This is a genomic window from Shewanella gelidimarina (assembly GCF_023283945.1).
GTDB lineage: Bacteria > Pseudomonadota > Gammaproteobacteria > Enterobacterales > Shewanellaceae > Shewanella > Shewanella gelidimarina.
The window spans coordinates 184,184-210,624 of record NZ_JAKIKW010000001.1 but is presented as its reverse complement, the minus strand read 5'-3'; the positions used below and the strand labels follow the sequence as shown (position 1 = coordinate 210,624).

General features: G+C 45.6%; 24 protein-coding genes. 17 read left to right on the top strand and 7 right to left on the bottom strand.

From position 1 onward, the window contains the following. Positions 1 to 5: 5 nt before the first annotated feature. From coxB to L2729_RS00915, 4 genes are all read left to right on the top strand, one after another. A complete protein-coding gene (gene coxB / locus L2729_RS00930; RefSeq protein WP_248986546.1) occupies positions 6 to 1,565 on the top strand; it encodes a cytochrome c oxidase subunit II in 1,560 nt (519 codons plus the stop codon). A 9-nt stretch (positions 1,566 to 1,574) separates the two neighbouring features. Then, positions 1,575 to 3,179 (top strand): cytochrome c oxidase subunit I, encoded by a 1,605-nt coding sequence (gene ctaD / locus L2729_RS00925; RefSeq protein ID WP_101090754.1) that lies wholly within the window; start codon positions 1,575 to 1,577, stop codon positions 3,177 to 3,179. 2 nt (positions 3,180 to 3,181) lie between these two features. Beyond that, on the top strand, positions 3,182 to 3,754 hold the full coding sequence (locus L2729_RS00920) for a cytochrome c oxidase assembly protein (protein ID WP_248986545.1): 573 nt from the start codon (positions 3,182 to 3,184) through the stop codon (positions 3,752 to 3,754). Positions 3,755 to 3,842: 88 nt separating this feature from the next. Continuing rightward, positions 3,843 to 4,718: a cytochrome c oxidase subunit 3 gene (locus L2729_RS00915; protein WP_248986544.1), complete on the top strand. Its 876-nt coding sequence runs from the start codon at positions 3,843 to 3,845 to the stop codon at positions 4,716 to 4,718. A 30-nt stretch (positions 4,719 to 4,748) separates the two neighbouring features. On the opposite strand, the gene L2729_RS00910 is transcribed toward L2729_RS00915, so the two are convergent. Then, positions 4,749 to 4,967 carry a DUF2909 family protein gene (locus tag L2729_RS00910; RefSeq protein ID WP_248986543.1) on the bottom strand — a complete coding sequence of 73 codons (219 nt, stop codon included), beginning with the start codon at positions 4,965 to 4,967 and terminating at the stop codon, positions 4,749 to 4,751. On the opposite strand from L2729_RS00910, the gene L2729_RS00905 reads away from it, so the two are divergent. The 7 genes from L2729_RS00905 to L2729_RS00875 all read left to right on the top strand — a co-directional run bounded on the left by L2729_RS00905 (position 4,915) and on the right by L2729_RS00875 (position 10,454). Beyond that, the gene (locus tag L2729_RS00905) at positions 4,915 to 5,703 is read left to right on the top strand and encodes an SURF1 family protein (RefSeq protein ID WP_248986542.1); all 789 of its coding nucleotides are present in this window, start codon (positions 4,915 to 4,917) and stop codon (positions 5,701 to 5,703) included. The two genes, L2729_RS00910 and L2729_RS00905, sit on opposite strands and share 53 nt — an antisense overlap. A 225-nt stretch (positions 5,704 to 5,928) precedes the next feature. Next, positions 5,929 to 6,474, top strand: a complete 546-nt coding sequence (locus L2729_RS00900) for a hypothetical protein (RefSeq protein WP_248986541.1) — start codon at positions 5,929 to 5,931, stop codon at positions 6,472 to 6,474. Beyond that, positions 6,474 to 7,457, top strand: coding sequence for a COX15/CtaA family protein (locus L2729_RS00895; RefSeq protein ID WP_248986540.1), 984 nt, complete (start codon positions 6,474 to 6,476; stop codon positions 7,455 to 7,457). Before L2729_RS00900 ends, L2729_RS00895 begins: the two co-directional genes overlap by 1 nt. A gap of 105 nt (positions 7,458 to 7,562) precedes the next feature. Continuing rightward, positions 7,563 to 8,468, top strand: coding sequence for a heme o synthase (gene cyoE, locus L2729_RS00890; RefSeq protein ID WP_248986539.1), 906 nt, complete (start codon positions 7,563 to 7,565; stop codon positions 8,466 to 8,468). A gap of 40 nt (positions 8,469 to 8,508) precedes the next feature. Further along, positions 8,509 to 9,141, top strand: coding sequence for an SCO family protein (locus L2729_RS00885; protein ID WP_248986538.1), 633 nt, complete (start codon positions 8,509 to 8,511; stop codon positions 9,139 to 9,141). A 728-nt stretch (positions 9,142 to 9,869) separates the two neighbouring features. Next, positions 9,870 to 10,112 (top strand): hypothetical protein, encoded by a 243-nt coding sequence (locus L2729_RS00880; RefSeq protein ID WP_248986537.1) that lies wholly within the window; start codon positions 9,870 to 9,872, stop codon positions 10,110 to 10,112. A 33-nt stretch (positions 10,113 to 10,145) separates the two neighbouring features. Continuing rightward, positions 10,146 to 10,454, top strand: a complete 309-nt coding sequence (locus L2729_RS00875; RefSeq protein ID WP_248986536.1) for a hypothetical protein — start codon at positions 10,146 to 10,148, stop codon at positions 10,452 to 10,454. Positions 10,455 to 10,646: 192 nt separating this feature from the next. On the opposite strand, the gene L2729_RS00870 is transcribed toward L2729_RS00875, so the two are convergent. Beyond that, entirely contained in the window at positions 10,647 to 11,693 is a 1,047-nt protein-coding gene (locus tag L2729_RS00870; protein WP_248986535.1) for a polysaccharide deacetylase family protein, read from the bottom strand. An 18-nt stretch (positions 11,694 to 11,711) separates the two neighbouring features. Between L2729_RS00870 and L2729_RS00865 the strand changes: the two genes are divergently transcribed. Further along, positions 11,712 to 13,043 carry an MATE family efflux transporter gene (locus tag L2729_RS00865; protein WP_248986534.1) on the top strand — a complete coding sequence of 444 codons (1,332 nt, stop codon included), beginning with the start codon at positions 11,712 to 11,714 and terminating at the stop codon, positions 13,041 to 13,043. Between the two features lie 98 nt (positions 13,044 to 13,141). On the opposite strand, the gene nfuA is transcribed toward L2729_RS00865, so the two are convergent. Continuing rightward, positions 13,142 to 13,720, bottom strand: coding sequence for a Fe-S biogenesis protein NfuA (nfuA, locus tag L2729_RS00860; RefSeq protein ID WP_101090775.1), 579 nt, complete (start codon positions 13,718 to 13,720; stop codon positions 13,142 to 13,144). Between the two features lie 211 nt (positions 13,721 to 13,931). Here nfuA and L2729_RS00855 point away from each other — a divergent pair, with 211 nt between their 5' ends. Then, complete coding sequence (locus tag L2729_RS00855; protein WP_248986533.1) at positions 13,932 to 16,472, top strand: M14 family zinc carboxypeptidase; 2,541 nt, start codon at positions 13,932 to 13,934, stop codon at positions 16,470 to 16,472. Between the two features lie 36 nt (positions 16,473 to 16,508). Here L2729_RS00855 and L2729_RS00850 read toward each other — a convergent pair whose 3' ends face one another. Further along, on the bottom strand, positions 16,509 to 17,231 hold the full coding sequence (locus tag L2729_RS00850; RefSeq protein WP_248986532.1) for a ComF family protein: 723 nt from the start codon (positions 17,229 to 17,231) through the stop codon (positions 16,509 to 16,511). Between the two features lie 71 nt (positions 17,232 to 17,302). Between L2729_RS00850 and bioH the strand changes: the two genes are divergently transcribed. Both bioH and L2729_RS00840 read left to right on the top strand, forming a co-directional pair. Beyond that, complete coding sequence (bioH, locus tag L2729_RS00845) at positions 17,303 to 18,073, top strand: pimeloyl-ACP methyl ester esterase BioH (protein ID WP_346347749.1); 771 nt, start codon at positions 17,303 to 17,305, stop codon at positions 18,071 to 18,073. Between the two features lie 86 nt (positions 18,074 to 18,159). Further along, positions 18,160 to 18,651: a hypothetical protein gene (locus L2729_RS00840; protein WP_248986531.1), complete on the top strand. Its 492-nt coding sequence runs from the start codon at positions 18,160 to 18,162 to the stop codon at positions 18,649 to 18,651. 25 nt (positions 18,652 to 18,676) lie between these two features. Here the strand turns inward: L2729_RS00840 and L2729_RS00835 are convergent, their stop codons facing one another. The 3 genes from L2729_RS00835 to greB form a co-directional block, all read right to left on the bottom strand. Continuing rightward, entirely contained in the window at positions 18,677 to 20,548 is a 1,872-nt protein-coding gene (locus L2729_RS00835) for an LTA synthase family protein (protein WP_248986716.1), read from the bottom strand. A gap of 432 nt (positions 20,549 to 20,980) precedes the next feature. Continuing rightward, positions 20,981 to 23,320 (bottom strand): Tex family protein, encoded by a 2,340-nt coding sequence (locus L2729_RS00830; RefSeq protein ID WP_248986530.1) that lies wholly within the window; start codon positions 23,318 to 23,320, stop codon positions 20,981 to 20,983. A gap of 152 nt (positions 23,321 to 23,472) precedes the next feature. After that, entirely contained in the window at positions 23,473 to 23,958 is a 486-nt protein-coding gene (greB, locus tag L2729_RS00825; RefSeq protein WP_248986529.1) for a transcription elongation factor GreB, read from the bottom strand. 355 nt (positions 23,959 to 24,313) lie between these two features. On the opposite strand from greB, the gene ompR reads away from it, so the two are divergent. Then, positions 24,314 to 25,039: an osmolarity response regulator transcription factor OmpR gene (ompR, locus tag L2729_RS00820; RefSeq protein ID WP_248986528.1), complete on the top strand. Its 726-nt coding sequence runs from the start codon at positions 24,314 to 24,316 to the stop codon at positions 25,037 to 25,039. Between the two features lies 1 nt (position 25,040). After that, entirely contained in the window at positions 25,041 to 26,357 is a 1,317-nt protein-coding gene (gene envZ / locus L2729_RS00815; protein ID WP_248986527.1) for a two-component system sensor histidine kinase EnvZ, read from the top strand. Positions 26,358 to 26,441 lie beyond the last annotated feature (84 nt).

Here is a 26,441-nt window from a genome sequence, read left to right as displayed (position 1 = left end):
GTCTAGTGAAGCAATTGTTGTACTGTGTGTTGGCGCTAATATTTTCGCCTGCACTGTTTGCATCAGAAATGCCGTTTAATATGACAGAAGGCGTAACGGAAATCAGTGGTAAGGTTTATAACCTCCATATGATTATCCTTTATATCTGCTGTGCTATTGGCATTGTTGTTTTTGGCGCAATGATTTATGCCATGATCAACCATCGCAAATCAAAAGGCGCAGTCGCCGCCAACTTTCATGAAAGTACTAAAGTCGAGATTTTGTGGACTGTAGTGCCTTTTATCATTCTTATAATCATGGCTATTCCCGCAACCAAAACCTTGATTGCAATGGAAGACCCCAGTAATGCTGACCTCACCATTAAAATAACAGGTTCGCAGTGGAAGTGGCATTACAGCTATTTCGATAAAGACGTTGAGTTTTATAGCTTAATGTCGACTCCTAGAGCACAAATAGAGGGCACCGAAGCTAAAGGTGAACACTATTTACTTGAAGTAGACAAACATCTCGTATTACCCATTAATCGTAAAGTACGCTTTTTGATGACATCTGATGACGTTATCCACTCATGGTGGGTTCCCGCTTTTGCTGTCAAAAAAGATGCTAATCCCGGTTTTATCAATGAAGCTTGGACACGAATTGATAAGCCCGGTATTTATCGCGGTCAATGCGCTGAATTGTGCGGTAAAGACCACGGATTTATGCCGATTGTTGTCGAAGCGCTTTCAGAAGCAGACTTCGATAAGTGGCTACTTGCTCAGCAGCAGCAAGCTAATAATGCTGAAGCTGAAGCAGAGGCCGCACTTTCACAAACCTTAACCATGGACGAACTCATGGCTCAAGGTGAGCAAATCTATCTCGCTCGATGTGCTGCGTGTCATCAACCCAATGGTGCAGGCCTGCCTGGCGTATTCCCTTCTCTTATTGGCAGTCCAATTACCACTGGCCCCGTCGACGCCCATGTCGATATCGTCGTCAATGGTAAGCCTGGTACTGCTATGCAAGCATTTGCTAAGCAGCTGACTGCAACAGAAATTGCCGCCGTGGTGACTTTTGAGCGTAATGCTTGGGGCAATGACTCAGGCGATACAGTTCAAGCCGCGGATGTGAGCTCTGCTAGCGCGAGTTCAAGTTCAAGCCCTGCTGCATCCAGCGATCCCAACAGCGCAATCCCGGTCACTTTACCTGCCAACTTACCTGAGACTGAACAAGTTAAAGCTGTTGCAGAGGCTAAAGCTGTGGTTTTAGATGACTTAACAATGGATGAGCTTATGGCCATGGGAGAGAAAGTCTATATGACCAGTTGTGTTGCTTGTCACCAAGCTGCAGGAACAGGTTTACCCGGCGCCTTTCCTTCGTTAGTCGGTAGCCCAGTCATTACCGGCCCAGTAACGGGTCATCTCGATACTGTTATCAATGGCAAACCGGGTACTGCTATGCAGGCATTTACCTCGCTACTGACACCACAACAGCTTGCAGCAGTGGTGACTTATGAGCGCAATGCATGGGGTAATAACTCAGGTGATGCAGTTCAGGCTTCTGACGTTGTTGGTCACGGAAAGTAAGGGATTAAAATGAGCACAATCACACAAGATTCACCAGCAGCTCAGGACGATCACCATGATGACCATCATCATGGGGCGCCGAAAGGCATCATGCGCTGGATTTTAACCACCAACCATAAAGATATCGGCACGCTCTACCTGTGGTTCAGTTTTATTATGTTCCTTACGGGTGGCGCGATGGCGATGGTTATTCGCGCCGAGTTATTTCAGCCCGGTTTACAGTTAGTCGAACCTAACTTTTTCAATCAGATGACCACTGTGCACGGCCTCGTCATGGTATTTGGTGCGGTGATGCCGGCCTTTACAGGCTTGGCTAACTGGCTTATTCCAATGATGATCGGGGCACCTGACATGGCACTGCCTCGCATGAATAACTGGAGCTTTTGGATCTTACCTTTTGCTTTCACAATTCTATTGAGCTCATTGTTTATGGAAGGTGGAGGCCCCAACTTTGGTTGGACTTTCTACGCGCCATTATCGACAACGTATAGTCCAGACAGTACTGCGCTGTTCGTTTTTGCCATTCACATCATGGGCATCAGTTCGATAATGGGGGCGATTAACGTTATCGTCACCATCGTCAATATGCGCGCCCCTGGCATGTCGTGGATGAAACTGCCGTTATTTGTTTGGACCTGGTTAATTACCGCATTCTTGTTGATAGCGGTGATGCCGGTGCTTGCGGGCACCGTCACCATGGTATTAACGGATAAGTACTTCGGTACCGCCTTCTTTGATGCCGCAGGTGGTGGTGATCCCGTGATGTTCCAGCATATTTTCTGGTTCTTCGGCCACCCCGAAGTTTACATTATGATCTTACCCTCCTTTGGTATTATCTCTGCCATCGTGCCTGCCTTTAGTCGCAAACCTTTATTTGGTTACGCGTCGATGGTGTATGCCACCGCGAGTATCGCCGTGCTGTCATTTTTGGTATGGGCACACCACATGTTTACCACGGGGATGCCGGTGTTTGCCGAGCTTTTCTTCATGTATTGCACTATGCTCATTGCAGTGCCTACGGGGGTAAAAGTCTTTAACTGGGTTGCTACCATGTGGCGCGGCTCAATCAGTTTTGAAACCCCGATGCTGTTCGCCGTCGCGTTTATCATACTCTTTACCATTGGCGGATTTTCGGGCTTGATGTTGGCTATTACTCCAGCGGATTTCCAGTATCACGACACCTACTTCGTGGTGGCTCATTTCCACTATGTACTTGTCACCGGAGCCATATTCTCCATCATGGCAGCAGCGTACTATTGGCTGCCTAAGTGGACCGGTAATATGTACAGCGAAACCCTAGGACGCTGGCATTTTTGGTGCTCAGTTATCTCAGTGAATGTACTGTTTTTCCCAATGCACTTTCTCGGGTTAGCAGGTATGCCTCGCCGCATTCCCGATTATGCGATTCAATTTGCTGACGTAAACCAGATTGTATCGATTGGTGGTTTTGCCTTTGGTTTGTCTCAATTTATCTTTTTGGCTGTAGTGATCAAGTGTATCCGCGGTGGTGAGAAAGCCCCTGCTAAGCCTTGGGAAGGAGCTGAAGGTTTAGAATGGACCATTCCAAGTCCGGCGCCATATCACTCATTTACCACACCACCTGAGGTGAAGTAGAGATGAATCAGGCACAGAGTAAATCTAATCGTAAGCTTATCGGCATGCTCCTTCTTGGCGCTGTAGGTATGTTTGGCTTTGGTTTTGCTTTGGTGCCTTTATATGATGTGCTGTGCGACACCTTAGGTATTAATGGCAAAACCCAAAGTACTGCCAGTGTTTATAAGCCCATCACGGTAGATAAAAGTAGAACGGTCACTGTTGAGTTTGTTTCCCAAGTGCAAAGTGATATGCCTTGGGAATTTAAACCTGAAGTGAATACCATGCAGGTCCACCCCGGAGAGTTAATACGTACCCACTTTGTTGCTAAGAATTTGTCGGCGAAACACATCGTTGGTCAAGCAATACCGTCGGTATCTCCTGGGCTAGGCGCCGCCTACTTTAATAAAACTGAATGTTTCTGTTTTAATCAGCAAGTGTTAGCCGCAACCGCTAGCGCAGATCTGCCACTCATCTTTTATGTGGACCCTGAATTACCGGACTCCATTTCAACCTTGACCCTCTCTTATACCCTCTACAACATCACCGACAAAGGCTATGTCGATAGTGTTGCAGAGCAAGGAGCTGCAAGATGAACAAAATATATATACTAAACAATGTGCTAGCACTGCACACTGGGCTGATTATTGGCGCTGTCGATAGTGTAAAGCAAGGAGCAACACCATGACGACCAAGCACGAACCTTATTATGTGCCTGCACAAAGTGCCTGGCCGATTATTGGTGCAATAGGATTGTTTCTCATCGCATTTGGTGCGGGTAGCTATGTCTCTGAATTAAAAAATGGCGGCGGCAACGGCGGCTATATCTTGCTTGTCGGCATCGCGGTCATTATTTTTATGCTTTTTGGCTGGTTTAGAACTGTGATTGCAGAATCAATGGCTGGTCTTTATTCAAAACAGATGGACCGCTCATTTAGACAAGGCATGAGTTGGTTTATCTTTTCAGAAGTGATGTTCTTCGGCGCCTTTTTTGGTGCGCTGTTCTACGCCCGAATGATTGCCATACCTTGGCTGGGCGGCGCATCAAACAATGCGATGACCCATGAAGTGCTTTGGCCTGCATTTGAAGCCGTGTGGCCACTGGTCACCACGCCAGGAGGCACCACCACTGAAGCCATGGGCTGGACGGGATTACCGTTATACAACACATTGATTCTACTCACGTCATCAGTGACTTTGCATTTTGCTCACGTCGGATTAGAGAACAATAAACGCAAAGCACTCACTATATGGTTAGCATTCACTATTTTGTTGGGGATTGGCTTTTTATTCCTGCAAGTTGAGGAGTACATTCACGCGTACCAAGAGATGGGGTTGACGCTTGATTCTGGCGTCTACGGTAATACCTTTTTCTTGCTTACCGGCTTTCATGGTATGCACGTGACCTTAGGAACGGTATTTCTAATGGTGCTGTTCTTTAGAGTGCTTAAAGGCCATTTCACACCAGAACATCACTTTGCTTTTCAAGCAGGTAGCTGGTATTGGCACTTTGTTGACGTAGTTTGGTTGTGCCTATTTATATTTGTTTATGTACTTTAACTTAAACATGAATAGCACAAAGATAACGGTTTAATAAGGTCTGGGATTGGGCGTGATAATCCCAGTCCCTAATGCCAATAAAAGTAACATGACCACCAGCACAGAAAAGAGCACTCGGCGACCCAAATATTTGCTCATAGGAGCACTCTTTTCTCCTTTAACCATCACAAACAAGGCGCGGCCTAAATTAACTAATATGAACAGTAGTAGCAGTACTAAAACCAATTTAAAAACCAATAGTGTATTCATTAAGTTTCCTAATATAGGGGCCGTGGGTGCTTGGTGCTTTATTGTACTTTCTACTTTGATCGTGTTTTCTATTTTGGTCAAGCTCGGTTTTTGGCAGCTGGAGCGCGCGGAGCAAAAGCAACAATGGCAAGCCGCGCTGAGCGCACGTCAAAGCGCAACGGTACTCAGTTTTGATCAACTCCTCGCTCAAGGTAACAATGAAAATCTAACAGGCTACAAACTTAGCACTCAAGCCACTCCGACTCTCCAGCAGGTATTTCTTCTCGATAACCAGACGGTCGATGGCAGAGTCGGTTACTTGGCTTACCAAGCATTTGAAATTGCTCCCTCTAAACCCTGGTTATTAGTCGAGTTAGGATTTGTGCAAGGCGGCATTGATCGTGCTGTGTTGCCCAAGGTCGCAGCAATCACAAAACCTCTGTTGCTTACGGGTCGGGTCTACCAAAAAGAGATGAACCCGATGAGCTCCGATTTAATGCCTGAGCTCGGTTGGCCAAAGCGTATTCAGAACTTAAATATTGAGCAGTTAGCCTTATTGATAGACCAGCCACTGGCGCGCACGGTACTGCAACCCAACAATATTCCAAACGATACGCGCATTCATCCATGGCAACCCATTCCGCTATCGGCGCAGAAACATCAAGGGTACGCGGTGCAATGGTTTAGCATGGCTGCTGTATTTGCGATCATCATGCTTTATCTACTTTTTCGCAAAGTAAAACAACAAGATAAATAACTAAACTAAAAGCTTACATCGCTATTGCTAAGCAAGAATAGACAAGGTAGGTTAGAAAATAGACTTCCTAGCCGTTCCGGGAAGTGTTGATATTAAACTGTTCGCTATCGCCGTAGTTTTGCTTATAGCACAAAGCTGTATTGGTAATGACTGGTCACTTTCCTTTAAACGGGTAAAGCTGCCGCAAAGGTGATGCGAGACATAAAATAACATAGAGGAGATGGAATGAACTCCCCCCAAAAGAACGGTAAAAAGATTTTATTACTGCTATGTCTGGCTTTTGCTATCCCTGTAATTGCTGCCAAAGTGATCCTTAGTTTTGAGCTGTATAACGGTGGTGCAACCAACAAAGGCGAGCTGCTTAACGTTGGGATTAACTACCAAAGTCTTGACATGCCCAACCCCCAACCTCAAGAGTGGCAACTGATCTATCAGCTACCCACCATTTGCGATAATACCTGCAAAGATAGACTGTATATTTTACAACAGAGCCATACTGCACTCGGGCGAAATCAAGATCGGGTTCATACGATTATTATGCTAAATGAGCACAGTGATCTTGCAGCGCTCGAGACATTTGATTTTGTCACTGCCACCCCTAATTTAGCTCTGAGCAAACTGCTCAACAATCAAGAGTTCATCATTGTTGATCCCCTCGGCAGTATGGTGATGAGTTACCCCATAACCACCGATCATCAAGCGCAAATAATGCAAGGCAAAGCCATCATTGCCGATTTAAGGAAGATGCTTAAACTGTCGAGGATCGGCTAATGGATATTAAGCCGCTACTAAAAATCACCTTAGTTTTTACTCTCTGCGTGATTATGATGGGTGCGTATACGCGGTTATCTGATGCTGGTCTCGGTTGCCCTGATTGGCCAGGATGCTACGGTATGGTCAAGGTTCCCACAGCAAGCCATGAGTTAACAGCAGTCAAAGATGCCTTTCCTGAACATACCGTTGAGGCTGATAAAGCGTGGCTTGAGATGATCCATCGCTACATTGCCGGCGCATTAGGTTTAATGGTGTTAGCAATCTTAATCATGAGCCTACGAAAAGCAGACGCACCGAAAAAACTGCCTATGTTCATCGCAGCACTGATTGTTTTTCAGGCCGTGCTCGGCATGTGGACTGTCACCATGAAATTAATGCCCATTGTAGTGATGTCGCACCTCATCGGTGGATTCGCCCTTTTCTCGTTACTACTGTTACTTTATTTACGCAGTAAACCACTGCGGATCCCAGGCGGCGATGCGCCTGCAAGAAAGTTATCAACCTTGGCTTTGATGTGCATCGGTGTACTGTTATTACAAATTGTTTTAGGCGGGTGGACCTCATCTAACTACGCCGCACTGGCTTGCACTTCACTGCCTATTTGCGAAGGTAATTGGGTCGATAACTTAAATTTTAGCAGCGCATTTTCACCGTTTCAAGGCGACCATCCAAGCTATGAATATGGCGTGTTAGATTATTCAGCGCGCATGACCATTCATGTAGCACATCGCATTGGCGCCATTATTACCGCTGCCATGTTGCTGTTTCTAGCCTTCAGATTAGTCACTAAAGCGCTGTCTTCAACTATCCGCAATGCGGCATGGTTACTGGCTGTGTTAGTGGTATTGCAAGTCATTCTTGGTATTAGCAATGTGGTTTTACATTTGCCTTTGGGCATCGCGGTATCCCATAACGCTGGCGCAGCCTTGTTATTACTGACGTTAGTCTTTATCAATTACGCCTTGTGGCGTAAGGCGTAACAGCCAAGTTATTAAAGAATATTTTACTATTTAAAAAACAATAATAATCAATGTACTCATTTAATTAATTTATGTTCCACGAGTGAATATAACGAGGTTGCAGCCATGGAAAAACAGATAACACTACCCAGAAACCCAACTGCGTCACTCTTCCAGTGGCGCGCGTATTATGAAATGACCAAGCCCAAAGTGGTGGCTCTCATGCTACTGACTGTTTTGGTCGGGATGTGCTTGGCTGTGCCAGGGGCTGTGCCATTACAACCACTGATTGCCGGTATGGCGGGGATTGGTATGATGGCAGGTGCCGCTGCAGCCTTTAATCATCTTATCGACCGCCGTATCGATGGATTAATGGCAAGAACCTATAACCGTCCACTGCCCAAAGGCAAGGTCTCTATCGCCAAAGCGCTGGTGTTTTCTTTCGGTATTGGCATATTGGGCTTTGTCATTCTCTATACGTTAGTCAATGAGTTAACCGCTTGGTTAACCTTTGCCAGTTTGATTGGTTATGCCGTGGTTTACACTGCTTATTTGAAACGCGCAACACCGCAAAATATCGTCGTCGGTGGTCTTGCGGGCGCCATGCCTCCCCTATTGGGCTGGACCTCTGTCACTGGTGAGTTTCACGGCAATGCTTTATTGCTAGTGATCATTATTTTTGCATGGACTCCACCCCATTTTTGGGCGTTGGCAATTCATCGAAGGGCCGAGTACGCCAAGGTCGATATCCCGATGCTACCAGTCACTCATGGAGTTGAGTTCACTAAGACCTGTATTTTCCTCTATACCATTCTTTTAGCCATTGCTTGCCTATTACCAGTGCTTGTCGGCATGTGTGGTCCTGTATATCTGGTCAGTTCAACGCTATTAAGTGCAGGCTTTATCTACAAAGCATGGCAACTTAAGTTCCATGAAACGCCCGGTCTGGCAATGAACGTATTTAGGTTCTCTATCTATCACCTCATGCTGCTGTTTATTGCGTTGCTAGTTGACCACTATCTCTGGGTGTAGCACTCGCGATGGCAATTAAATCTTGGGAGAGGAAAGCACGATGAAACTATCATGGATTATTGCTGCGGTAATATTGGCAGCTGCGGGGGTGTTGGCAGCAATACAGTTCAGTCAGCCCAAAGCGCTGGCCTTACAAACCAGCTTTGAGTTTCCGACACCGCAAGCCATCGCGCCTTTTACACTCACTGACCAGCATGGTAATCGTTTTAGTAATGATGACTTAACGGGGCATTGGAGCCTCTTTTTCATCGGTTACACCTCCTGCCCAGATGTATGTCCCACCACGATGGGTAAGCTAACAGCGGCTTACCCACTATTATCAGAAAACACCGACTTGCAGGTCATTTTCCTGTCTGTGGATCCAGACCGAGACTCGACCGACACCTTGCTCAATTACGCCAACTTCTTCAATCCGGAGTTTGTTGCCGTAACGGGCGAGCATAAGCAGCTTTACCCCCTCACTCGCAGTTTAGGCTTTGTTTATGCCATGGTGGGTGACGGCGATAACTACCAAGTGGATCACAGTGCTTCGTTTGCGCTGGTTTCACCGCAAGGTGAAAAAGTGGCGATTATCAAGCCCAAATCAGACACTCCGGGCAAACTACCGCAAATTAAAAACAGTGCACTGATTCACGATGTGACGGCTTTGATTGATAAGTACGATAATGGTTAGGTCACTAGTTTACTCTGGCAGATTCATTCCTTTTGGTGGCAACCTCTTACCAATCTAGACCACTAGTACGATGGCCTTGCGGCCGATAAATTCGTGGTGCTTCGCCCATACCCACTCTATGAGTTTTAAGATATCAAACTTCGTTTGATAAAGGTCGTGAGCTTCCAGCTCACACTCGGCCAAAAGGGGATCAACAGCAATCCCCTCTTGGATCACCCGTGCCGCCCCGACGAAGTTGTCTTCCTCGTACTTATTCGAAATAGCCTAACGCTTCCGATGGGACATCCTGTCCCGCGAAACCTATGCCCACGTCCATGTGGGCATTACGGCTATTTCTTCAACGTACTTCGGCAACTCCGATGGGGAATGAGTGTTTCCTGTTAGTTTTATGCCACGGTAGCATTTGAGTTTTTAAATTAAAAACTCAAATGCTGAAAGTTTGTGCTTTTCTAACCCAGTGTAGATGCGGCTGAGGCCTTCGAAAACAGGGATGTTTTCGTTGAGCTTACAGGGATGTACTTGCAGCGAGCCTCAGCAGTATTTGCACATACGCCGACCGCAGGTCATTGGAACCACTAGTGGTAATGTTGACTCTATCTTCCTCAACATAACATTAGTTGATTTACAACAGACACTTACAAGTGATATTTTGAATAACATTAATGAAGCAGCTCAGAACGTTATCGAGCCATTATTGAATAAGCTTTACAAGCCTCAAGGGAAGTGTTGTGAGAAATAATACACGGATTGAAAAAGATGATCTTATGGATTTCTTTTTACGTGAATTTGGAGTTGAGAATTCTTCTTTATTAAAGCAAGAGATCGCCGTAAAAATAGGTGTTTCCTTAGATAGTTTTAGCTATCGAATAGAAATTTCAATGCTATTAATTTCGTTGACAACGCTACTGACTTTGCTAACCCACCACTGGATTAACGCCGCGAAATTCAACCTTATCAATTACCTACTATAAAATAATAACGTTTAACTAAAACGTGGGGCGCAAATGTTTAAAAAATTATTGTTTTCTGTTGTTTCTATATTATCTATTTCTGGCTGTGCTACTAAAACAATCGGACCTACACCAGCCGGTGAAAATACCTATGTAATTTCACGACAAGAAGGTGCATTTCCATCAGGTGATGAACCTTTACTCGCAGAAGCTTTAGGCGAAGCAAATCAATTTTGTGGTAGTTTAGGAAAAGCTTTTAAACTCGTTACTACCCACGAAAACTCTGGACCATATATTCTAGGGAATTACCCTAAAGCGACTGTAATTTTCGAGTGCCTTAGCAAGACTAAAAATAAGGCGTGACTGGCTTATAACAAGCAGCTTCAACAAACAACAAACCGTTACCGCTTACTTCATCTAATCCAATAGCCATATGTAGAGCTTTAGTCTCAGCTCACTTCCACCCAAAATCGAACTACCACGGGTATTAAGAGAATAAAATGACACCCGTGGAAACCCTAGCAGCAAACCCTCGCAGATTAAGAGTCTGCGACCTTATTCTGCTATCCAAGTACCATCGGCTTTTGGTCGAACCCAAGGCTGAGAAAACCAATAATAACCGCCTTGATGCTTACTGGGAGCGGTACAGTTATAACGGGAACGCCCTGCGGGAAGATCGAGCTCGGCGCGAATAGTAAACTCATCTTCGCTAACCCAGTTGGGCTTTTTTGCCCCCTGCCCTTGAATAAAACACATCAGCTGCGACGCATTAATGTCTTCCATATCCAGCTTCACTTTAATCTCAGGACGCCATTGGCCATATTGTAACTGTGGGTCACTATGGGTCTGTTCCATTACCGGCATATTAAGACTATGCAGCTTGACCTTTAGACTATCGAGATTGGCATAAGCACCTGCAACCGGGAACCTTGGCAATGCCGTTAAAGGCGAATATGGACCCGCGGCACCTGATTGTTGGCCAAATGCCACAAAGCCATGCTTCTTGAGCATATCTTCTATCTGCTGATTATACTCACCATAAGGGTAAGCCAGCATTTTGTGATTCTGACCCGTCGCTTTGGCAATCTCAGCTTCGGTGCGCAAAATATTATTCTCTATGCGCGCTAACCATTGCGGCTCAGTCTCCCCTTTCTCCATGCGGATAAGATGTTCATGTCCCCATGTATGGTTAGCAATTTCAGCCCCCTCTTCTGATAACGTAATCAGCTGCTGCCAACTCATCATCTCACCATACTTTTTCTGAATAGGTTCCACTGAGACAAAAAGCGTGTAGGGGAATTTGTATTGCTTTAAGATGGGATGCGCTGTGTTAGCAATGCTGCGATAACCATCATCAAAAGTAATTGCGATTGTTTTAGCGGGCAATTGTTGCTTGGCTTTTACCGAAGCGACTACCGCAGACAATGGCACGACATTGAAATTGTTTTCAGCTAGATACTGCATCTGCTCTTTAAATTGCGCAGGCGTAACGCTAGTGATTGCTGGCGTATCATCAGACACATGGTGATATTGTAGAATAACCGCGGCTTGCACCGAAAACCCCGTCAGCGCTAACAGCGCTAACAACATATTTTTAAACATAAATATTAGACCTCTAAAATGAATGCCATACTGCTAAACCCACAAAAAAACCGACAGTTGCTTGCACTCGCACTGCCGATGATCTTGTCGAATATTACCGTCCCGCTATTGGGACTGGTCGACACTGCTGTTGTTGGACACCTAAGTAATGCTTATTATTTAGGCGGCGTGGCAGTTGGATCAACAATTATAACCCTAATTTTGTGGTTACTTGGTTTTTTACGCATGGCAACCACAGGGTTAGTCGCGCAAGCCTATGGTGCTAACGACACTCAACAGCAATATAGACTGCTGATCCAAGCGGGTAGTTTAGCCCTAATATTTGGTTTGGCCGCGGTCTTGTTGCAACTCCCGATCGTTAATTTGGCGATGGCATTGTCCGATGCCAGCGTCGAAGTTGAAAAATACTGCCGCGAATACTTTCAAGTGCGGATCTGGTCCACGCCCTTCGCATTAATGAACTTAGTCATGCTCGGTTGGCTACTTGGCAGACAGCAACCCAAAGCAGCAATGTGGCAATTAATCGTCGCCAACTTAGTCAATATCATTCTAGATGTCCTGTTTGTCATAGGGCTAGACTGGGGCGTTAAAGGTGCAGCATATGCGTCCGTCATTGCAGATATTGCTGGCTTTGCGGTGGCGCTGACATTCGTTAGGCGCCAACTTAAGCGTTTAGGCGACTTTCACTTTATCACTGTTTGTAAGCAGCTATCATTGCAGAGCTACCATAAGCTTATTAGCCTTAACGCCGATATCTTTGTGCGTAGCTTATGTTTGCAGCTGTCCTTTGCCTTTATGACCTTCTACGGTGCCAGCCTTGGTGACAATACAGTGGCTGCCAATGCGATATTGCTCAATCTACTGTTATTAATCTCCTACGCACTGGATGGTATAGCCTATTACGCCGAAGCCGAGGTCGGCCGGGCTTATGGCCGAAAAGATAGTCGACTGATGAAAGAATCGGTAACCTTAGCCTGGGCATGGTCAGCTATCGCCGCTGTTAGTTTTACGCTATTTTTTGCGCTTGCCGGGAGTAGTGTCATTAGCGCGCTAACCAGTCTTACCGAGGTACAGCAGGTCGCAAACAGTTATCTGATTTGGGTGATATTCCTACCCCTACTCGCGTTTGGGTCTTACCTATTTGACGGGGTGTATATTGGTGCAGCGCAAGGAAAAATTATGCGTAATAGCATGATCATCGCCACATTTGGGGTGTTCTTTCCCACTTGGTATCTGCTGCAATCGTTAGGTAACCAAGCACTATGGGCTGCAATGAGCACATTTATGTTGGCCCGTAGTCTTACTCTGACGGCACACTATTGGTTCAGGCTTAGAAAAGCGCTGGATTGATAACCAGTTACATTTGCACTTATCAACAAAGATCTGCATTTACGGCCATAAAAAAACGCGACTAATAAGTCGCGTTTTTATGCTTAACAATCTCAACCTTACTGGTAAGAGTGATCGCCATGCTGGTGTTCAGTAACATCTCTAACGCCTGTCAAGTCACCTGGGAACATATCGAGAAGTTGCTTTTCGATTCCGTCCTTCAGTGTCACATCGACCATAGAACAACCGTTACAACCGCCACCAAACTGAAGCACTGCAATACCATCTTCGGTTATTTCAACAAGTGAAATATTACCGCCGTGGCTTGCCAGTTGTGGATTAATTTCTGATTGGATCACATATTCAATACGCTCAACCAATGGTGCATCACCAGACACTTTGCGCATTTTCGCGTTAGGTGCTTTTAGCGTAAGCTGTGAACCAAGCTGATCAGTCACAAAGTCGATAGTCGCTTCTTCCAAGAAAGGAGCACTCTTTTCGTCGACCTGAGCGTTAAAGCCGTTGAACTCGAATTCGGTATCATCTGTTTCAACAGCATCTGGTGGACAGTAAGAAACACCACACTCAGCCTGCGCGGTGCCAGGGCTGATAACAAATACTCGAATGTGAGTTCCTTCAGGCTGATCTGATAGCAATTTAACAAAATGCGCCTGAGCTGTTTCGGAAATGGTAATCATGAAAACATAGCTCCGTCAGGAATATACCTGAGTGTTTTAGTAAGAATTAACCCTATAATACTCTTACTCTGCTGCGCTTTGTAGCCCCCAATGCTCACACTATGTAAATTAACGTTATTTCGATCACATTTTTTAATCTCTATTGGCAGTGGTTTTGTCGCTGCTGAGCTGGTAATTTAACCGTAATATTATAAATATAATGACTATTTCGATGCTGAAGACTGCTCTCACTTTTTTATGCGCTTTTATGATGTTGTTCTCTCTTTCGGCAGAGGCAAAAAAAACTCGGCTAACCGACAATCCACTCTACGGAATTACCACCACTAGCCCAGAGGCTTTTCTTGGTTATCCGTTGGGGGAACATTTGCTACGACATGATCAGGTCAACTACTACCTTAAAGAGATAGCAAAACAGAATCCGCGAGTGTCACTCGAAAACACTGGCCAAAGTCATGAGGGCCGCCAGCAACTCACCGCTGTCATCACCTCTGCTAAAAACCAGCAGCAGTTAGATGAAATTTTAAAGCAGCGCCAGCAAGTCAAATATCAAGCGAAACAAACTGGGCCGATCGTTATTTGGCTCGCTTATTCGATACATGGTGATGAAGCGAGTGGCGCCCATGCTGCTTTGAAGCTGAGTCATATGCTGGCCACGAGTGAAGAAAAATGGGTGACCAATCTACTGAAAAATGCGGTAGTGCTGATTACGCCGAGCCAAAACCCGGACGGCATGGATAGATTTTCCACTTGGGCCAATGGTTACGCCGGTAAAGTGGCCGTGAGCGACCCAAACCACAAAGAGCATAAGCAACGCTGGCCGAGTGGCAGAACCAATCATTACTTAGCAGACTTAAACCGAGACTGGCTGTTTCTGCGCCACCCTGAATCTCAAGGCAGAGTCGCGCTATTTCATCGTTGGCAACCGCATTATGTGGGCGACTTCCATGAGATGGGGCACAACCAAACCTACTTCTTCCAGCCGGGTGTTCCTGAAAGAACCCATCCACTAACGCCTGTCGAAAATCAAACGTTAACCAGCAAGCTTGCTGCTTATCATCAAGCGGCATTAGACGATAAAAAACAGAGCTATTTCAGCCGCCAACTGTTTGATGACTTCTTTTACGGAAAAGGATCGACCTATCCTGACATTAACGGTGCTATCGGTGTGTTGTTTGAACAAGCCAGTGCGCGTGGCCAACAGCAAGACTCGGTTAACGGCATTGTTCGCTTTCAAGAGGCGATAGATAACCAGTACGTAACGTCTATATCGAGCTTAAAAGGTGCGCTGGCACTTAAAACTGAACTGCAAGAATATCAAGCCGATTTCTTTAACGGAAAACATCAGCAATCAAAAAGAAAGAAGCCAAGACAAGCGGGTCGACTGATCTCAGCTGCCAACGACAGCTGGCGAATAGAGCAACTCACTGAGCTGTTAGCACAACACCAAATTGAATATTACTATTTAACCAACCCCCTCACTCAAGGGGGCAAAACATTCACGGTTGAAAGCAGTGTCTTCATTCCCGATCATCAAGCACAAGCCACGTTGTTAACCGCCCTGTTTGACAATAGAACTGAGTTTGAGGACCCTACCTTTTATGATGTTTCGACTTGGAACTTACAATATGCATTCGACTTAACGATACGCCAGAACGTTAAGCTCGAGCTCAGCGTCTTAAGTAAAACAGCGCCAACGTTTACGCCGTCGACATGGACACAAAAAGCAGTCGCTTTACTTATCGACTGGCGTCAGAGTCAGGCTGCCCCAGCATTACAACAATTATTAAGCCAAGGGGTGCAAGTTAAATTTGCCGCTAAGCCTTTTACATTAGCAAGTGATCCAGGCCAGCTCGACTTTCCCGCTGGCACCTTGCAAATCCCCTTAAAACAAGATGGCTACTCCGCCAGTGAGCTTAGTCAGTTAGTGGCTAAACTGGCGCAAGAGTTTCGTATCAGGGTCACAGCCGCTTATACTAGTGGCGCTGTCAGTGGTATCGATTTAGGCAGTCCTGACTTTAAGGTTATCCGCCCTATACGGCCATTAATCGTCAGCGGCAAAGGCACATCGATCCCTGAAGTGGGTCAAATTTGGTATTACCTAGACTCTCAGCTTAAAGTGCCCACCACGTTAGTGGATACCAGTGAACTCAACTCAATCAAGCTGACTAATTACACTCATATTATTTTTGCTGGCGGCAGCTATGCGAGCTTAGATGAAAAGTTTAGCCGTAAACTGGGGCCCTTTACCGCTAATGGCGGTGTCGTTATCGCCCAAAAGGGAGCCTTAACTTGGCTGAGTAAAGCCAACTTTCTAAAAACGAGCCTGCGAGGCAAACGTTTTTACAAGCAACTCTTTAACGCTGATGGACTGGCTTTTGATCAGAAGTCATCGTTTAGTGCAAGACAAGAGATCGGCGGTGCCATCGTTGAATTAACATTGGATAAAAGTCACCCGATTAATTTTGGTATTAATGGCGACCGCTTACCAGTGATGAAGAATAAGGCGCTCGGTTTTGCGCAGACCAGTAACGACTTCAGCGTTGCAGCAAGCTACGCTTCACAACCCCTATTAAGTGGTTATATGGCGCAAGAATATCAAAGCAGTTTCGCCAACACCCCCGCGATTATTGTTGAGTCCAGGTCAAAAGGCGCAGTCGTCGCCATTGCTGATAACCTGCTATTTAGAAACATATGGCTAGGGTCTGAAAAACTCTACGCCAATGCACTTTACTTTATTCCCGCGCTTCACTAAGCGCGAGTTAAGTACCTGGTGAGCGCTCAGTAAATGTTAGTTAAGTCCAGGTGCCTCTGCTCTTGCAAGGCACCAGACTTGAGTTTCAATATACTGCTTGTTAAATAATCGCGCTATCTCACTGACCGTTGTGCCCGTGGTTACCACATCATCGACAATCGCAATACGTTGCCAATTAATGTCAGCCACTAGCGTAAAGGCATCTAGTAAATTTTGACGGCGCATTTTTCCTGATAACCCCGCTTGTGGAGCGGTATTGGTTTGCCTAATAAGCACATCGTCAAGCAACGGCAGTTCAAGCTTTTGTGACAGTGATTGAGCGACTAACCATGCTTGATTAAAGCCACGTTGCCGTAATCGTTTTGAGTGCAATGGCACGGCGATAATGACTTGTGGCATTTGAACAAAGCCTAACTCAATTAAATGATGTAATCGACGGATAAGCGCATCGACCATCACCTCGATAACGGCAAACTGCGCTTGATACTTTATCTGCCCAACCCAATGACCGAGTCCATCGTGATAACCGCAAGGGGCTACCACCTTTAGCCTGTTGTGCCGCTGACACTCTCCACAATAACTCACCTGCAGCTGCATCTCTCTACCGCAGCCTAAACAAACGGGTGTTTGGTAAAGGCAGGCGTTGAGGCAAACCCGACAAATACCACTTTGTGTGGACGTTATCTGCTGATGGCACATTAAGCATCGATTGGGTAATATAGCCCCGAGCCATCGCTGCAAAGAGGGTTGAGTCATCATGAAATTCCTTTTTCATACGCGATTTTCGCCAATACGACAGAACGAATACAAAATGAACACAAGGCTAATACGTGACTCAAACTAAATTACATGTCAAATCAGTTGGCCAAGGCCTCGATGTGGTAATGCTGCATGGTTGGGGAGTCAATGGGGCTGTATTTACCGCTTTGCCCGACCTGTTACCTCAGTATAGATTTCACTTTGTTGATCTGCCCGGCTTTGGCGAAAGTCATGTCGTTGCTGGTGATATTAATGATTGGTTGGCAAGCATCATCGCCAATGTGCCAAAATCCGCTATCTGGATAGGCTGGTCACTCGGCGGTTTGGTCGCCACCTTAGCAGCACTTAAATATCCACAACATGTCACTGCCCTGTGTACTATCTCGTCTTCACCTTGCTTTATGGCTCGAGAAGAGGAGTCTTGGCCCGGGATCCCACCCAATGTGCTCGTTCAGTTCGCGACTCAACTCACCCAAGATCTCGATAAAACCATCGAACGATTTCTAGCAATACAAGCCATGGGTAGCCAAACAGTTAAGGGCGACATCAAGCAACTGCGCGAATGGGTACTCGCTAAACCTCAGCCGCAATTCACCGCACTCGATCAAGGGCTCGATATGTTAGCTCGGGTTGATTTAAGAAACCAACTGCCACTGATCAAGCAGCCTTGGTTAAGGATATGGGGCAAGCTCGACGGACTCGTGCCACGTAGAGTAATTAAGCTGATGCCTAATTTGAGTAATAGCGAAGATGTTATATTGCCGAAAGCCTCTCATGCACCGTTCATAAGTCATACCGACGACTTTGTTACGGCGTTAGACGGCTGGCTTAAAAAACGCTAATTAACAATAAGGTTAGCGCGTAAAACTGCTTTATTTTTGTGTTGTTTTTGGTTAAGATTTAACCACAACTTAAAGTGGAAATGTTTATGCAAGTGGTAACAAATTATCCCAATGTGCCGCTCTCTACGTCTAACGTAGCGACAGATGCTGCACGCACGGATAATCAACAACGGCCACCCGTATTACCTCCACCACAAGCGAGTAAAGGCCATGAAGAACGCGCCTTTAATCCACAACACGAGCGCACCGCAGAGCAGGCTCAAACACAAGCCAAGTTACGAGAATCAGTACAAGGTAAGCAACAAGGGGACTCGCAACAACAAGATCAGTCACAGCAACAGCCGCAAAAACGTCCGGCACCGTTCGATTTAAAACAACTGCTAAGCTATCGTTCGTCATTAAAACGCAGCGATATTAAACTGCCAAGCCCGCCTGTAGAGAAACCAGCATCCGCTGACAGTAAGCGCATGCCCAATGAAACATTACAATTCTATCGTGCATTTGGCGCCCATATCGACGCCTTTTATCAAGCTCGGACTCAGCCAAAGACTGAGCCCGATATGCTGACAAGCGTTTAAAAAGTCACTATAACTGTAACTACCGCTATTTTTTATTGTCGCTATGTAGCCCTTTTTGATAAGCCATGCTGCCCCAAAGCGCCCAACCTAATGCCGTTTCTTTCATTTCATCAGACTGTGGGCTAGCGGTCAGTTTCTCAGCCACTGGATCATAGGTAAAGCCTGATGCTGGATGTTCAGGTTGCAGGATCACTACATCATCACCGCGTAAATAGGCCAAGTTTTTGTCGTACTGCATTAACGCACGACCAGGCCAATCTTCAGGTGTTTTAGTAAGGTCTCGACCCAACATAGGATACGCATCACTCACGCCAATCAATGACAATAACGTCGGTCCTAAATCAATCTGGCTAGTCACTCGCTTATCAACTTTAGGCTCGATACCCTCACCTAAAATGAGGCCGGGTATACGGAAGCGTGAAATTGGCACTAACTCTGCGCCACCCACTCGACTGTCATGATCGGCAACCACAACAAATACAGTGTCCTTCCAATAATCAGATTTTTTAGCACGTTTGAAAAACTCACCTACAGCATAATCAGCGTATTTCGCCGCATTATTTCGTGTCTGCTTTGGCTGCTCATGCAGTTCTATGCGGCCATCAGGAAACTCAAACGGATCATGATTGCTAGAACTAAACACTAAGCTAAAGAATGGCTTTCCTTCTTTATGTAAACGTTCAAATTCATCGTTAGCACGATACATAAGGTCTTCATCTGACACACCCCACGAGCCGACAAAATTAGGATTTTCGTAATCATTTTCATCAATAATATCGGTAAAGCCATTGCCTAAGAAAAAGTTACGCATGTTGTCAAAATGGCTTTCTCCACCATAAATAAACTGGTTATGGTAACCGTGTTGCTTTAACAATGATGCCAGAGAAAAGAAGCCACTTTGACTCAGGCCTAACTTAACCACAGCGCGAGCGGGAGTCGGGGTAAATCCGGTCACAACGGCTTCTATACCACGAACTGAGCGTGTTCCAGTGGCATACATACGGTCAAAAGCCCATGCCTCTTTCGATAACTCATCAATGTTTGGTGTTAACGGTAAACCGCCTAAACTGCCCACAAATTGTGCCCCAAGGCTCTCTTGTAGAATAATAACTAAGTTTTTCGGCTTACCTTGATAACTGGCAGTATTATTAGACATACTCGGGAATTCATCGGACTGAAAATCGGCTAATGGTCGGCCACTTTCACGGCGAATAATACTAACAATTTCGTCTTCAGGGAGTTTGCCATATATCTTGGCAGCATCTGCTTCACTGCCCATCTGCTTAATGGCAAAGACAAGAGAGTATGCCGAGTTAGTCACTAAAGAATTCACTAATGGGTCGCTTGAAAAAGCCACCAATGATGGATTTAGCGGGCGATGCCCTAAGCTTGAACGTGCGCCTAAAATAGTAATCGCAATGACTAAAACACCAAGCACTGGACGCCAGTACCAACGTGGGTATGTTTGATTTTGGGTCAGCTTACCGCTGAGCTTCCAGCCACCAATGAACACCGCAGTACTGATCAATGCCGACAGAATCAGTTCGACCTTTCTACCCGCCCAAAGCATTGAAAACACTTCTTTAGGATAGATAAGATATTCCACATACAGCCTGTTAGGTCTGATGCCGTATTCAGCAATAAAGGAGGGCGTCGATATTTCAAGGACAACGATCGTCAGTAAACCTAAGGTCAACCAAACCCGCAATATTAGTGTCCAAATTCGACCAATAGCATGTTCACCAGAAAAGATAGCCGTACCCAGTGCAGCAGAGCCCCACAGCCAGCAAAATGTCGCAAAATCAACACGTAAGCCTTGGAGTAATAGCTCTGACCAACCCGAGGTTGCATCAACCCGGTCAAACTGCCAAAGGGCCAGACCCAGCCTGCTGAGCATGATAACCAGCAAAGAGATGGCCGCAAATATGATAATCGACCGAAATGGCCCTAACGCATGTGAACGTGTCAAAATAGTTAATCCTAATCATTTTAAATTATCGCTTTCTATAAAGCGTTTTAAAAGTAAAGTTAAGACCTCCTTGTCGATAATAAGTTTCAAATATCAAACGGCTTACAACATATCCTTTACTGCGTTTAATTCAAGCTATTTAGGCATTATGCCGCAGCCTTTATTGGTTTACCCTGTTTACAGCACACTTCTGCACGCTAATATCTTCAGTATCCATCTTAATACAGTCATATTAAAAATAGATTAATTTACTTAAACAACAATCATTTACGGGATATATACGAAAACACCGACAATATTGAATATTGTCGGTGTTTTTCTGTTCACAAAGGTTACAGATAAAGTTGTCGATATAAGCCGTTATTTTTTCATCTTAGCAAAGGCATCTGCAAACGCATTGCCCATCGCAGCATTGGTGGCCTGCTTTGGCTTAGCATTTTTCTGCGGCTGAGATTGCGGTTTTGAGCTTTTATGTTTAGTCGCATTATTTGCGGGCCGAGCTACAGATTTCGGCGCTTCGCCGGCTTTATCGGTAAGTCGCATGCTGAGGCCAATTCGGCGCCTTTCAGCATCGACTTCCATCACTTTAACTTTGACCACATCGCCCGCTTTCACGACTTTATGCGGATCATCAATAAACTTCTCAGTCATCGATGAGATATGCACTAAGCCATCTTGATGCACGCCAACATCAACAAAGGCGCCAAAGTTGGTGACGTTGGTCACCACGCCTTCTAATATCATGTCAGGCTTTAGATCATTAATCTGTTCAACGCCGTCTTTAAAGGTGGCCGTTTTAAACTCACCACGCGGGTCACGTCCAGGTTTGTCTAATTCAAGCAAAATATCGGTCACCGTCGGTAAACCAAAATCGCCACTGATGAAGTCTTTAGCCTCTAAACTGGTTAGCAGCTCAGTATTCCCTACTAACGTCGCAACAGATTGCTGTTTTGCACTCGCGATAGATTCAACCAGTGAATACGCCTCAGGATGCACTGATGATGCATCAAGTGGGTTTTCACCATCATTAATCCGTAAAAAACCCGCAGCTTGCTCATAGGCTTTAGGGCCTAAACGTGCCACTTTTAGCAGTGTCTTACGATTGGTGAACTGTCCTTGCTCATCACGGTATCTGACAATATTGCGTGCCAGTGTTTTATTTAACCCCGCCACCTGTGCCAGCAGCGGCGCTGACGCCATATTCACATCCACACCAACGCTGTTTACACAATCTTCAACAACCGCCTCGAGTGAACTTGAAAGCATGCTTTGGCTCACATCGTGCTGATACTGACCAACACCAATGGCCTTTGGCTCTATCTTGACGAGCTCTGCCAATGGGTCTTGTAAACGACGCGCAATCGATACTGCACCACGAATAGACACGTCGACGTCAGGAAACTCTTCCGAGGCTAGCTCAGAGGCTGAATACACAGAAGCGCCCGCTTCACTGACCATCACTTTGGTCAATGTCGGTAACTCGTCTTTAACCATAGTGATTAGCTCGGCCGCGAGCTTGTCTGTTTCGCGAGATGCTGTGCCATTGCCGACAGCAATCAGCTCAACTTTATGCATCTTGGCTAAGTTAGCCAAGGTTCTTAAGGATTTATCCCACTGTTTTTGCGGAGCATGAGGGAAAATAGTGGAGTGAGCGACCAGCTTGCCAGTGTTATTCACTATCGCAACCTTAACGCCACTACGAAGACCTGGATCTAAGCCTAAGGTGGCTTTGGCGCCCGCGGGGGCTGCCATGAGAAGATCGCCTAAATTACGCGCGAAGACGTTAATCGCTTCCGTTTCGGCACTATCACGCATACGTCCAAAAAACTCGGTTTCCATCTGCAACGCCGTTTTTACTCGCCAAGTTGCCGCAACAACGGTTTTCAACCATTGGTCGACTGCGGTGTCTTTAATTGCAAGTTTGAAGTGTTCAGCAATGATGACTTCACAGTAACTTGCTTGCTTGGCTTCTTTATCTGGGTCAGCATTCACGCTTAGGCTCAACATGCCTTCATTGCGGCCGCGTAGCATTGCTAGGGCACGATGTGATGGGACTTTGGTTAACTTTTCAGAATGCTCAAAGTAATCTCGATATTTGGCACCTTCTTTCTCTTTGCCTTTAGACATGCGGCTTTCTAATACGGCATTTTGCTCAACGTGAGTACGAATCTTTTGCAGTAATTCAGCATCTTCAGCAAAGCGTTCCATTAAGATAAAACGGGCGCCATCTAATACTGCTTTAGCCTCGCTAAAACCGGCATCAACATTAAAATATTCAGCCGCTTTAGCGTCACAATCAGCATCTCGATTTGCCAGTAAAAAATCCGCTAATGGCTCAATTCCCGCTTCAATCGCTATCAAACCCTTAGTACGGCGTTTAGGCTTGTAAGGCAGATAAAGATCTTCTAGACGGGTTTTACTGTCGGCGGCATTAATCGCAGCTTTTAGCTCAGGTGTTAACTTACTTTGCGCTTCAATACTCGACAAAATAACATTACGGCGCTCATTTAAATCTCGTAAATAGCTAAGGCGACTGTTCAGCGTGCGCAACTGCACATCATCAAGCCCACCCGTTGCTTCCTTACGGTAGCGCGCGATAAACGGCACTGTTGCACCGTCATCCAGTAATTTAATAGTGTCGTTAACTTGCTGAAGACGGACGTTAAGTTCTTCAGCAATAAGCTGTGCAATGTTATGCATATATAGAAGTGATGCCAAAAAGGTAATATTGCGCTCAAGATAACACAGCTGAGAAGCAATTTTAATGTCACTAATCGCTGTTTTATCGATGAAGAATCTATTTGGCTAATTTAATTGATTTTTAATCTGTGAGGCCGCGGCAATCTTGCTTGCTAAACCTCGTCAAATCCTTGATAGGAGATCCGGTTGATATACCATACCTGTTCGCCAACAGGCGTATGGATCACGGCTTCGTCATCCACCTCTTTTTTCAATAGGCCACGCGCCATTGGGGAATCAATCGAGATATAGTCGTTACGGCCAAAGATCTCGTCATAGCCGACGATTTTAAACACTCGCTTCTCAGCAGCATCATTTTCAATCTCAACCCAAGCACCAAAAAAGACTTTACCTTCTTGCGCCGGTGAATAATCGACAACTTTGGTATTTTCGATGGCCTTGCGCAAATAACGCACTCTACGGTCTATTTCTCGCAGTTTCTTCTTGTTAAAAGTATAGTCCGCATTTTCGCTTCGATCGCCTAAGCTCGCAGCCCAACTGACAATCTTAGTGATTTCAGGTCGAAGTTCGCGCCATAAGTAATTCAGCTCTTTCTGCAATTTTTCGAAACCTGCTCGGGTGACGATGTTTGTTCTCATACGGACTACTTTTTAAAGGTTAACGATAATCTGAGACCAAAAATCATAGCATAATTCAGCTCTGTCGAGGCACTTTACAGCACCGCAGAAATGTTGCGTCAACTTGTGAGCATTTATATTAGCAATTTGTTCAATTTGGTTACAATTTCAAATGCGGTCAAACAAAAGCATTATTACTAAATGTTTCAATACCTTAACAACTCGATTCATTTAGTCTCAACGACATAAATGTGCTATTGCGGAATAACTCGCTAGTCATCAACATATTAAAGCGGCTATATTAGGCTAATTCATATTCAATATCAGCCAGTTGCCTATACCTATTGGCCCTCCTAGCAAAAAAAGGATCCTACGCATGGGACAAGAAACCTCAAAAATTCTCGTAGTCGACGATGATATGAGGCTGCGCGCCTTATTGGAGCGTTACCTGATGGAGCAAGGTTATCAAGTCCGCAGTGCGGCCAATGCCGAACAGATGGACCGTTTATTAGAACGTGAAAACTTCCATCTACTGGTACTGGACTTGATGCTCCCTGGTGAAGACGGTCTATCCATCTGCCGCCGACTACGTCAAACAGGAAACACTATCCCCATCGTTATGCTCACCGCGAAGGGAGATGAAGTCGATAGGATTATCGGTCTAGAACTGGGTGCAGATGATTACCTGCCCAAGCCTTTTAATCCTCGAGAATTACTGGCTCGGATTAAAGCGGTAATGCGCCGCCAAACGCCTGAAGTACCCGGTGCACCCACTCAGCAAGAAGAGGAGATCACTTTTGGTGAATTTTCACTCAACCTGGCGACGCGTGAAATGCATCACGGTGAAGAGGCAATTGCCCTTACCAGCGGTGAGTTTGCAGTATTAAAAGTGTTAGTCAGTCATCCTCGTGAGCCTCTATCACGCGATAAATTGATGAACCTTGCCCGTGGCCGAGATTATTCTGCACTCGAGCGTTCTATCGATGTGCAAGTCTCACGCTTACGCCGCTTAATTGAAACCGATGCTGCTAGCCCGCGCTACATTCAAACGGTTTGGGGTTTAGGTTATGTGTTTGTGCCAGATGGCTCATCACGAAAGTAATATGAAAAAGAGATGGTGGCACCGCTTAGTCCCCCGCAGCTCCTTCAGCCAAACAGTAATGTTAATTGGCTGCTTACTGCTGACTAATCAATTGGTGTCTTACCTCTCGGTTGCGGTTTACTTTATTAAGCCGAGCTATCAACAAATTAACCAACTGATTGCACGCCAAGTAAAACTGCTGTTTGTCGACGGGGTCGATGTTGGCCGTGAACACCTCACTATGGTGGACGCACTTAATGCCAAAGTGGGTGACGATGCCATGCAGTTTTATAATCAAAAAGAGGCGCGTCAAGCAGGTATTGAACGGGCAACCTATTACGGTTTTCTCTCGTCACAAATGTCAGAATACCTCGGTGGTGAAGCCGAAGTGCGCATAGCACAAGGTGAAGAGTTTGAAATTTGGATCCGTCCACCTCAAGCTCCCTCTCTTTGGATTAAAGTTCCGCTCATCGGCTTGAACGAGAAAAATCTTTCGCCACTCACTCTTTACTTAATGGTAATAGGCGCCTTGAGTGTCGCCGGTGGATGGTGGTTTGCCCGCCAGCAAAATCGCCCTTTAAGACGCCTACAAAAAGCCGCAATTGCAGTGTCTCGTGGTGATTACCCCGAGCCTTTACCCATCAGTGGTTCTAGTGAAATTGTTGAGGTGACCAATACGTTCAACCAGATGTCCTATTGCATGAAACAACTAGAGCAAGACAGAGCCTTGTTAATGGCGGGGATTTCTCACGATCTCAGAACCCCCTTAACTCGAATTCGTTTGGCGTCTGAGATGATGGTTGAAGAGGACCAGTATTTAAAAGATGGCATTGTGCATGACATTGAAGATATGGATGCCATTATCAATCAATTCATCGCCTATATACGACAAGACCAAGAAGGTACTCGCGAGCTAGAACAAATTAACGATTTGATTAATGACGTGATCCAAGCAGAATCTAATCGTGAAGGCACCATTGAGTCCGATTTAAGTGAATGCCCACAAGTTCTGATGCAAGGCATTGCTATCAAACGTATTTTAAGTAATTTAGTGGAAAATGCTTATCGTTATGGCAATGGCTGGGTCAAAATAAGCTCGCTGTTTAATGGCAAGTACCTTGGCTTTAGTGTTGAGGATGATGGCCCCGGTATCGTTGAAGATCAGATCCCCAAACTGTTCGAACCTTTCACTCAAGGCGATACAGCCCGCGGTAGCGTTGGTTCGGGTTTAGGTCTAGCAATTATCAAGCGAATCGTTGACCGTCACCAAGGTAAAGTCATTCTCACCAACCGCAATGAAGGTGGCCTGCACGCCCAAGTTTGGCTGCCGCTAGAATAGCGTCACGGTCATTGAACCAGCGCCTCTTTCAAGTCATCGTCTATCGAAATGTCCTCAACAATACGCCTAACATTGTCAGCCCTA

Coding starts and splice junctions, on each gene's coding strand:
- ctaD (WP_101090754.1), top strand. CDS start 1,575: ATGAGCACAATCACACAAGATTCACCAGCAGCTCAGGACGATCACCAT.
- L2729_RS00920 (WP_248986545.1), top strand. CDS start 3,182: ATGAATCAGGCACAGAGTAAATCTAATCGTAAGCTTATCGGCATGCTC.
- L2729_RS00915 (WP_248986544.1), top strand. CDS start 3,843: ATGACGACCAAGCACGAACCTTATTATGTGCCTGCACAAAGTGCCTGG.
- L2729_RS00905 (WP_248986542.1), top strand. CDS start 4,915: ATGAACAGTAGTAGCAGTACTAAAACCAATTTAAAAACCAATAGTGTA.
- L2729_RS00910 (WP_248986543.1), bottom strand. CDS start 4,967: ATGAATACACTATTGGTTTTTAAATTGGTTTTAGTACTGCTACTACTG.
- L2729_RS00900 (WP_248986541.1), top strand. CDS start 5,929: ATGAACTCCCCCCAAAAGAACGGTAAAAAGATTTTATTACTGCTATGT.
- L2729_RS00895 (WP_248986540.1), top strand. CDS start 6,474: ATGGATATTAAGCCGCTACTAAAAATCACCTTAGTTTTTACTCTCTGC.
- cyoE (WP_248986539.1), top strand. CDS start 7,563: ATGGAAAAACAGATAACACTACCCAGAAACCCAACTGCGTCACTCTTC.
- L2729_RS00885 (WP_248986538.1), top strand. CDS start 8,509: ATGAAACTATCATGGATTATTGCTGCGGTAATATTGGCAGCTGCGGGG.
- L2729_RS00875 (WP_248986536.1), top strand. CDS start 10,146: ATGTTTAAAAAATTATTGTTTTCTGTTGTTTCTATATTATCTATTTCT.
- L2729_RS00870 (WP_248986535.1), bottom strand. CDS start 11,693: ATGTTTAAAAATATGTTGTTAGCGCTGTTAGCGCTGACGGGGTTTTCG.
- L2729_RS00865 (WP_248986534.1), top strand. CDS start 11,712: ATGAATGCCATACTGCTAAACCCACAAAAAAACCGACAGTTGCTTGCA.
- nfuA (WP_101090775.1), bottom strand. CDS start 13,720: ATGATTACCATTTCCGAAACAGCTCAGGCGCATTTTGTTAAATTGCTA.
- L2729_RS00855 (WP_248986533.1), top strand. CDS start 13,932: ATGCTGAAGACTGCTCTCACTTTTTTATGCGCTTTTATGATGTTGTTC.
- L2729_RS00850 (WP_248986532.1), bottom strand. CDS start 17,231: ATGATGACTCAACCCTCTTTGCAGCGATGGCTCGGGGCTATATTACCC.
- L2729_RS00840 (WP_248986531.1), top strand. CDS start 18,160: ATGCAAGTGGTAACAAATTATCCCAATGTGCCGCTCTCTACGTCTAAC.
- L2729_RS00835 (WP_248986716.1), bottom strand. CDS start 20,548: ATGCTCAGCAGGCTGGGTCTGGCCCTTTGGCAGTTTGACCGGGTTGAT.
- L2729_RS00830 (WP_248986530.1), bottom strand. CDS start 23,320: ATGCATAACATTGCACAGCTTATTGCTGAAGAACTTAACGTCCGTCTT.
- greB (WP_248986529.1), bottom strand. CDS start 23,958: ATGAGAACAAACATCGTCACCCGAGCAGGTTTCGAAAAATTGCAGAAA.
- ompR (WP_248986528.1), top strand. CDS start 24,314: ATGGGACAAGAAACCTCAAAAATTCTCGTAGTCGACGATGATATGAGG.
- envZ (WP_248986527.1), top strand. CDS start 25,041: ATGAAAAAGAGATGGTGGCACCGCTTAGTCCCCCGCAGCTCCTTCAGC.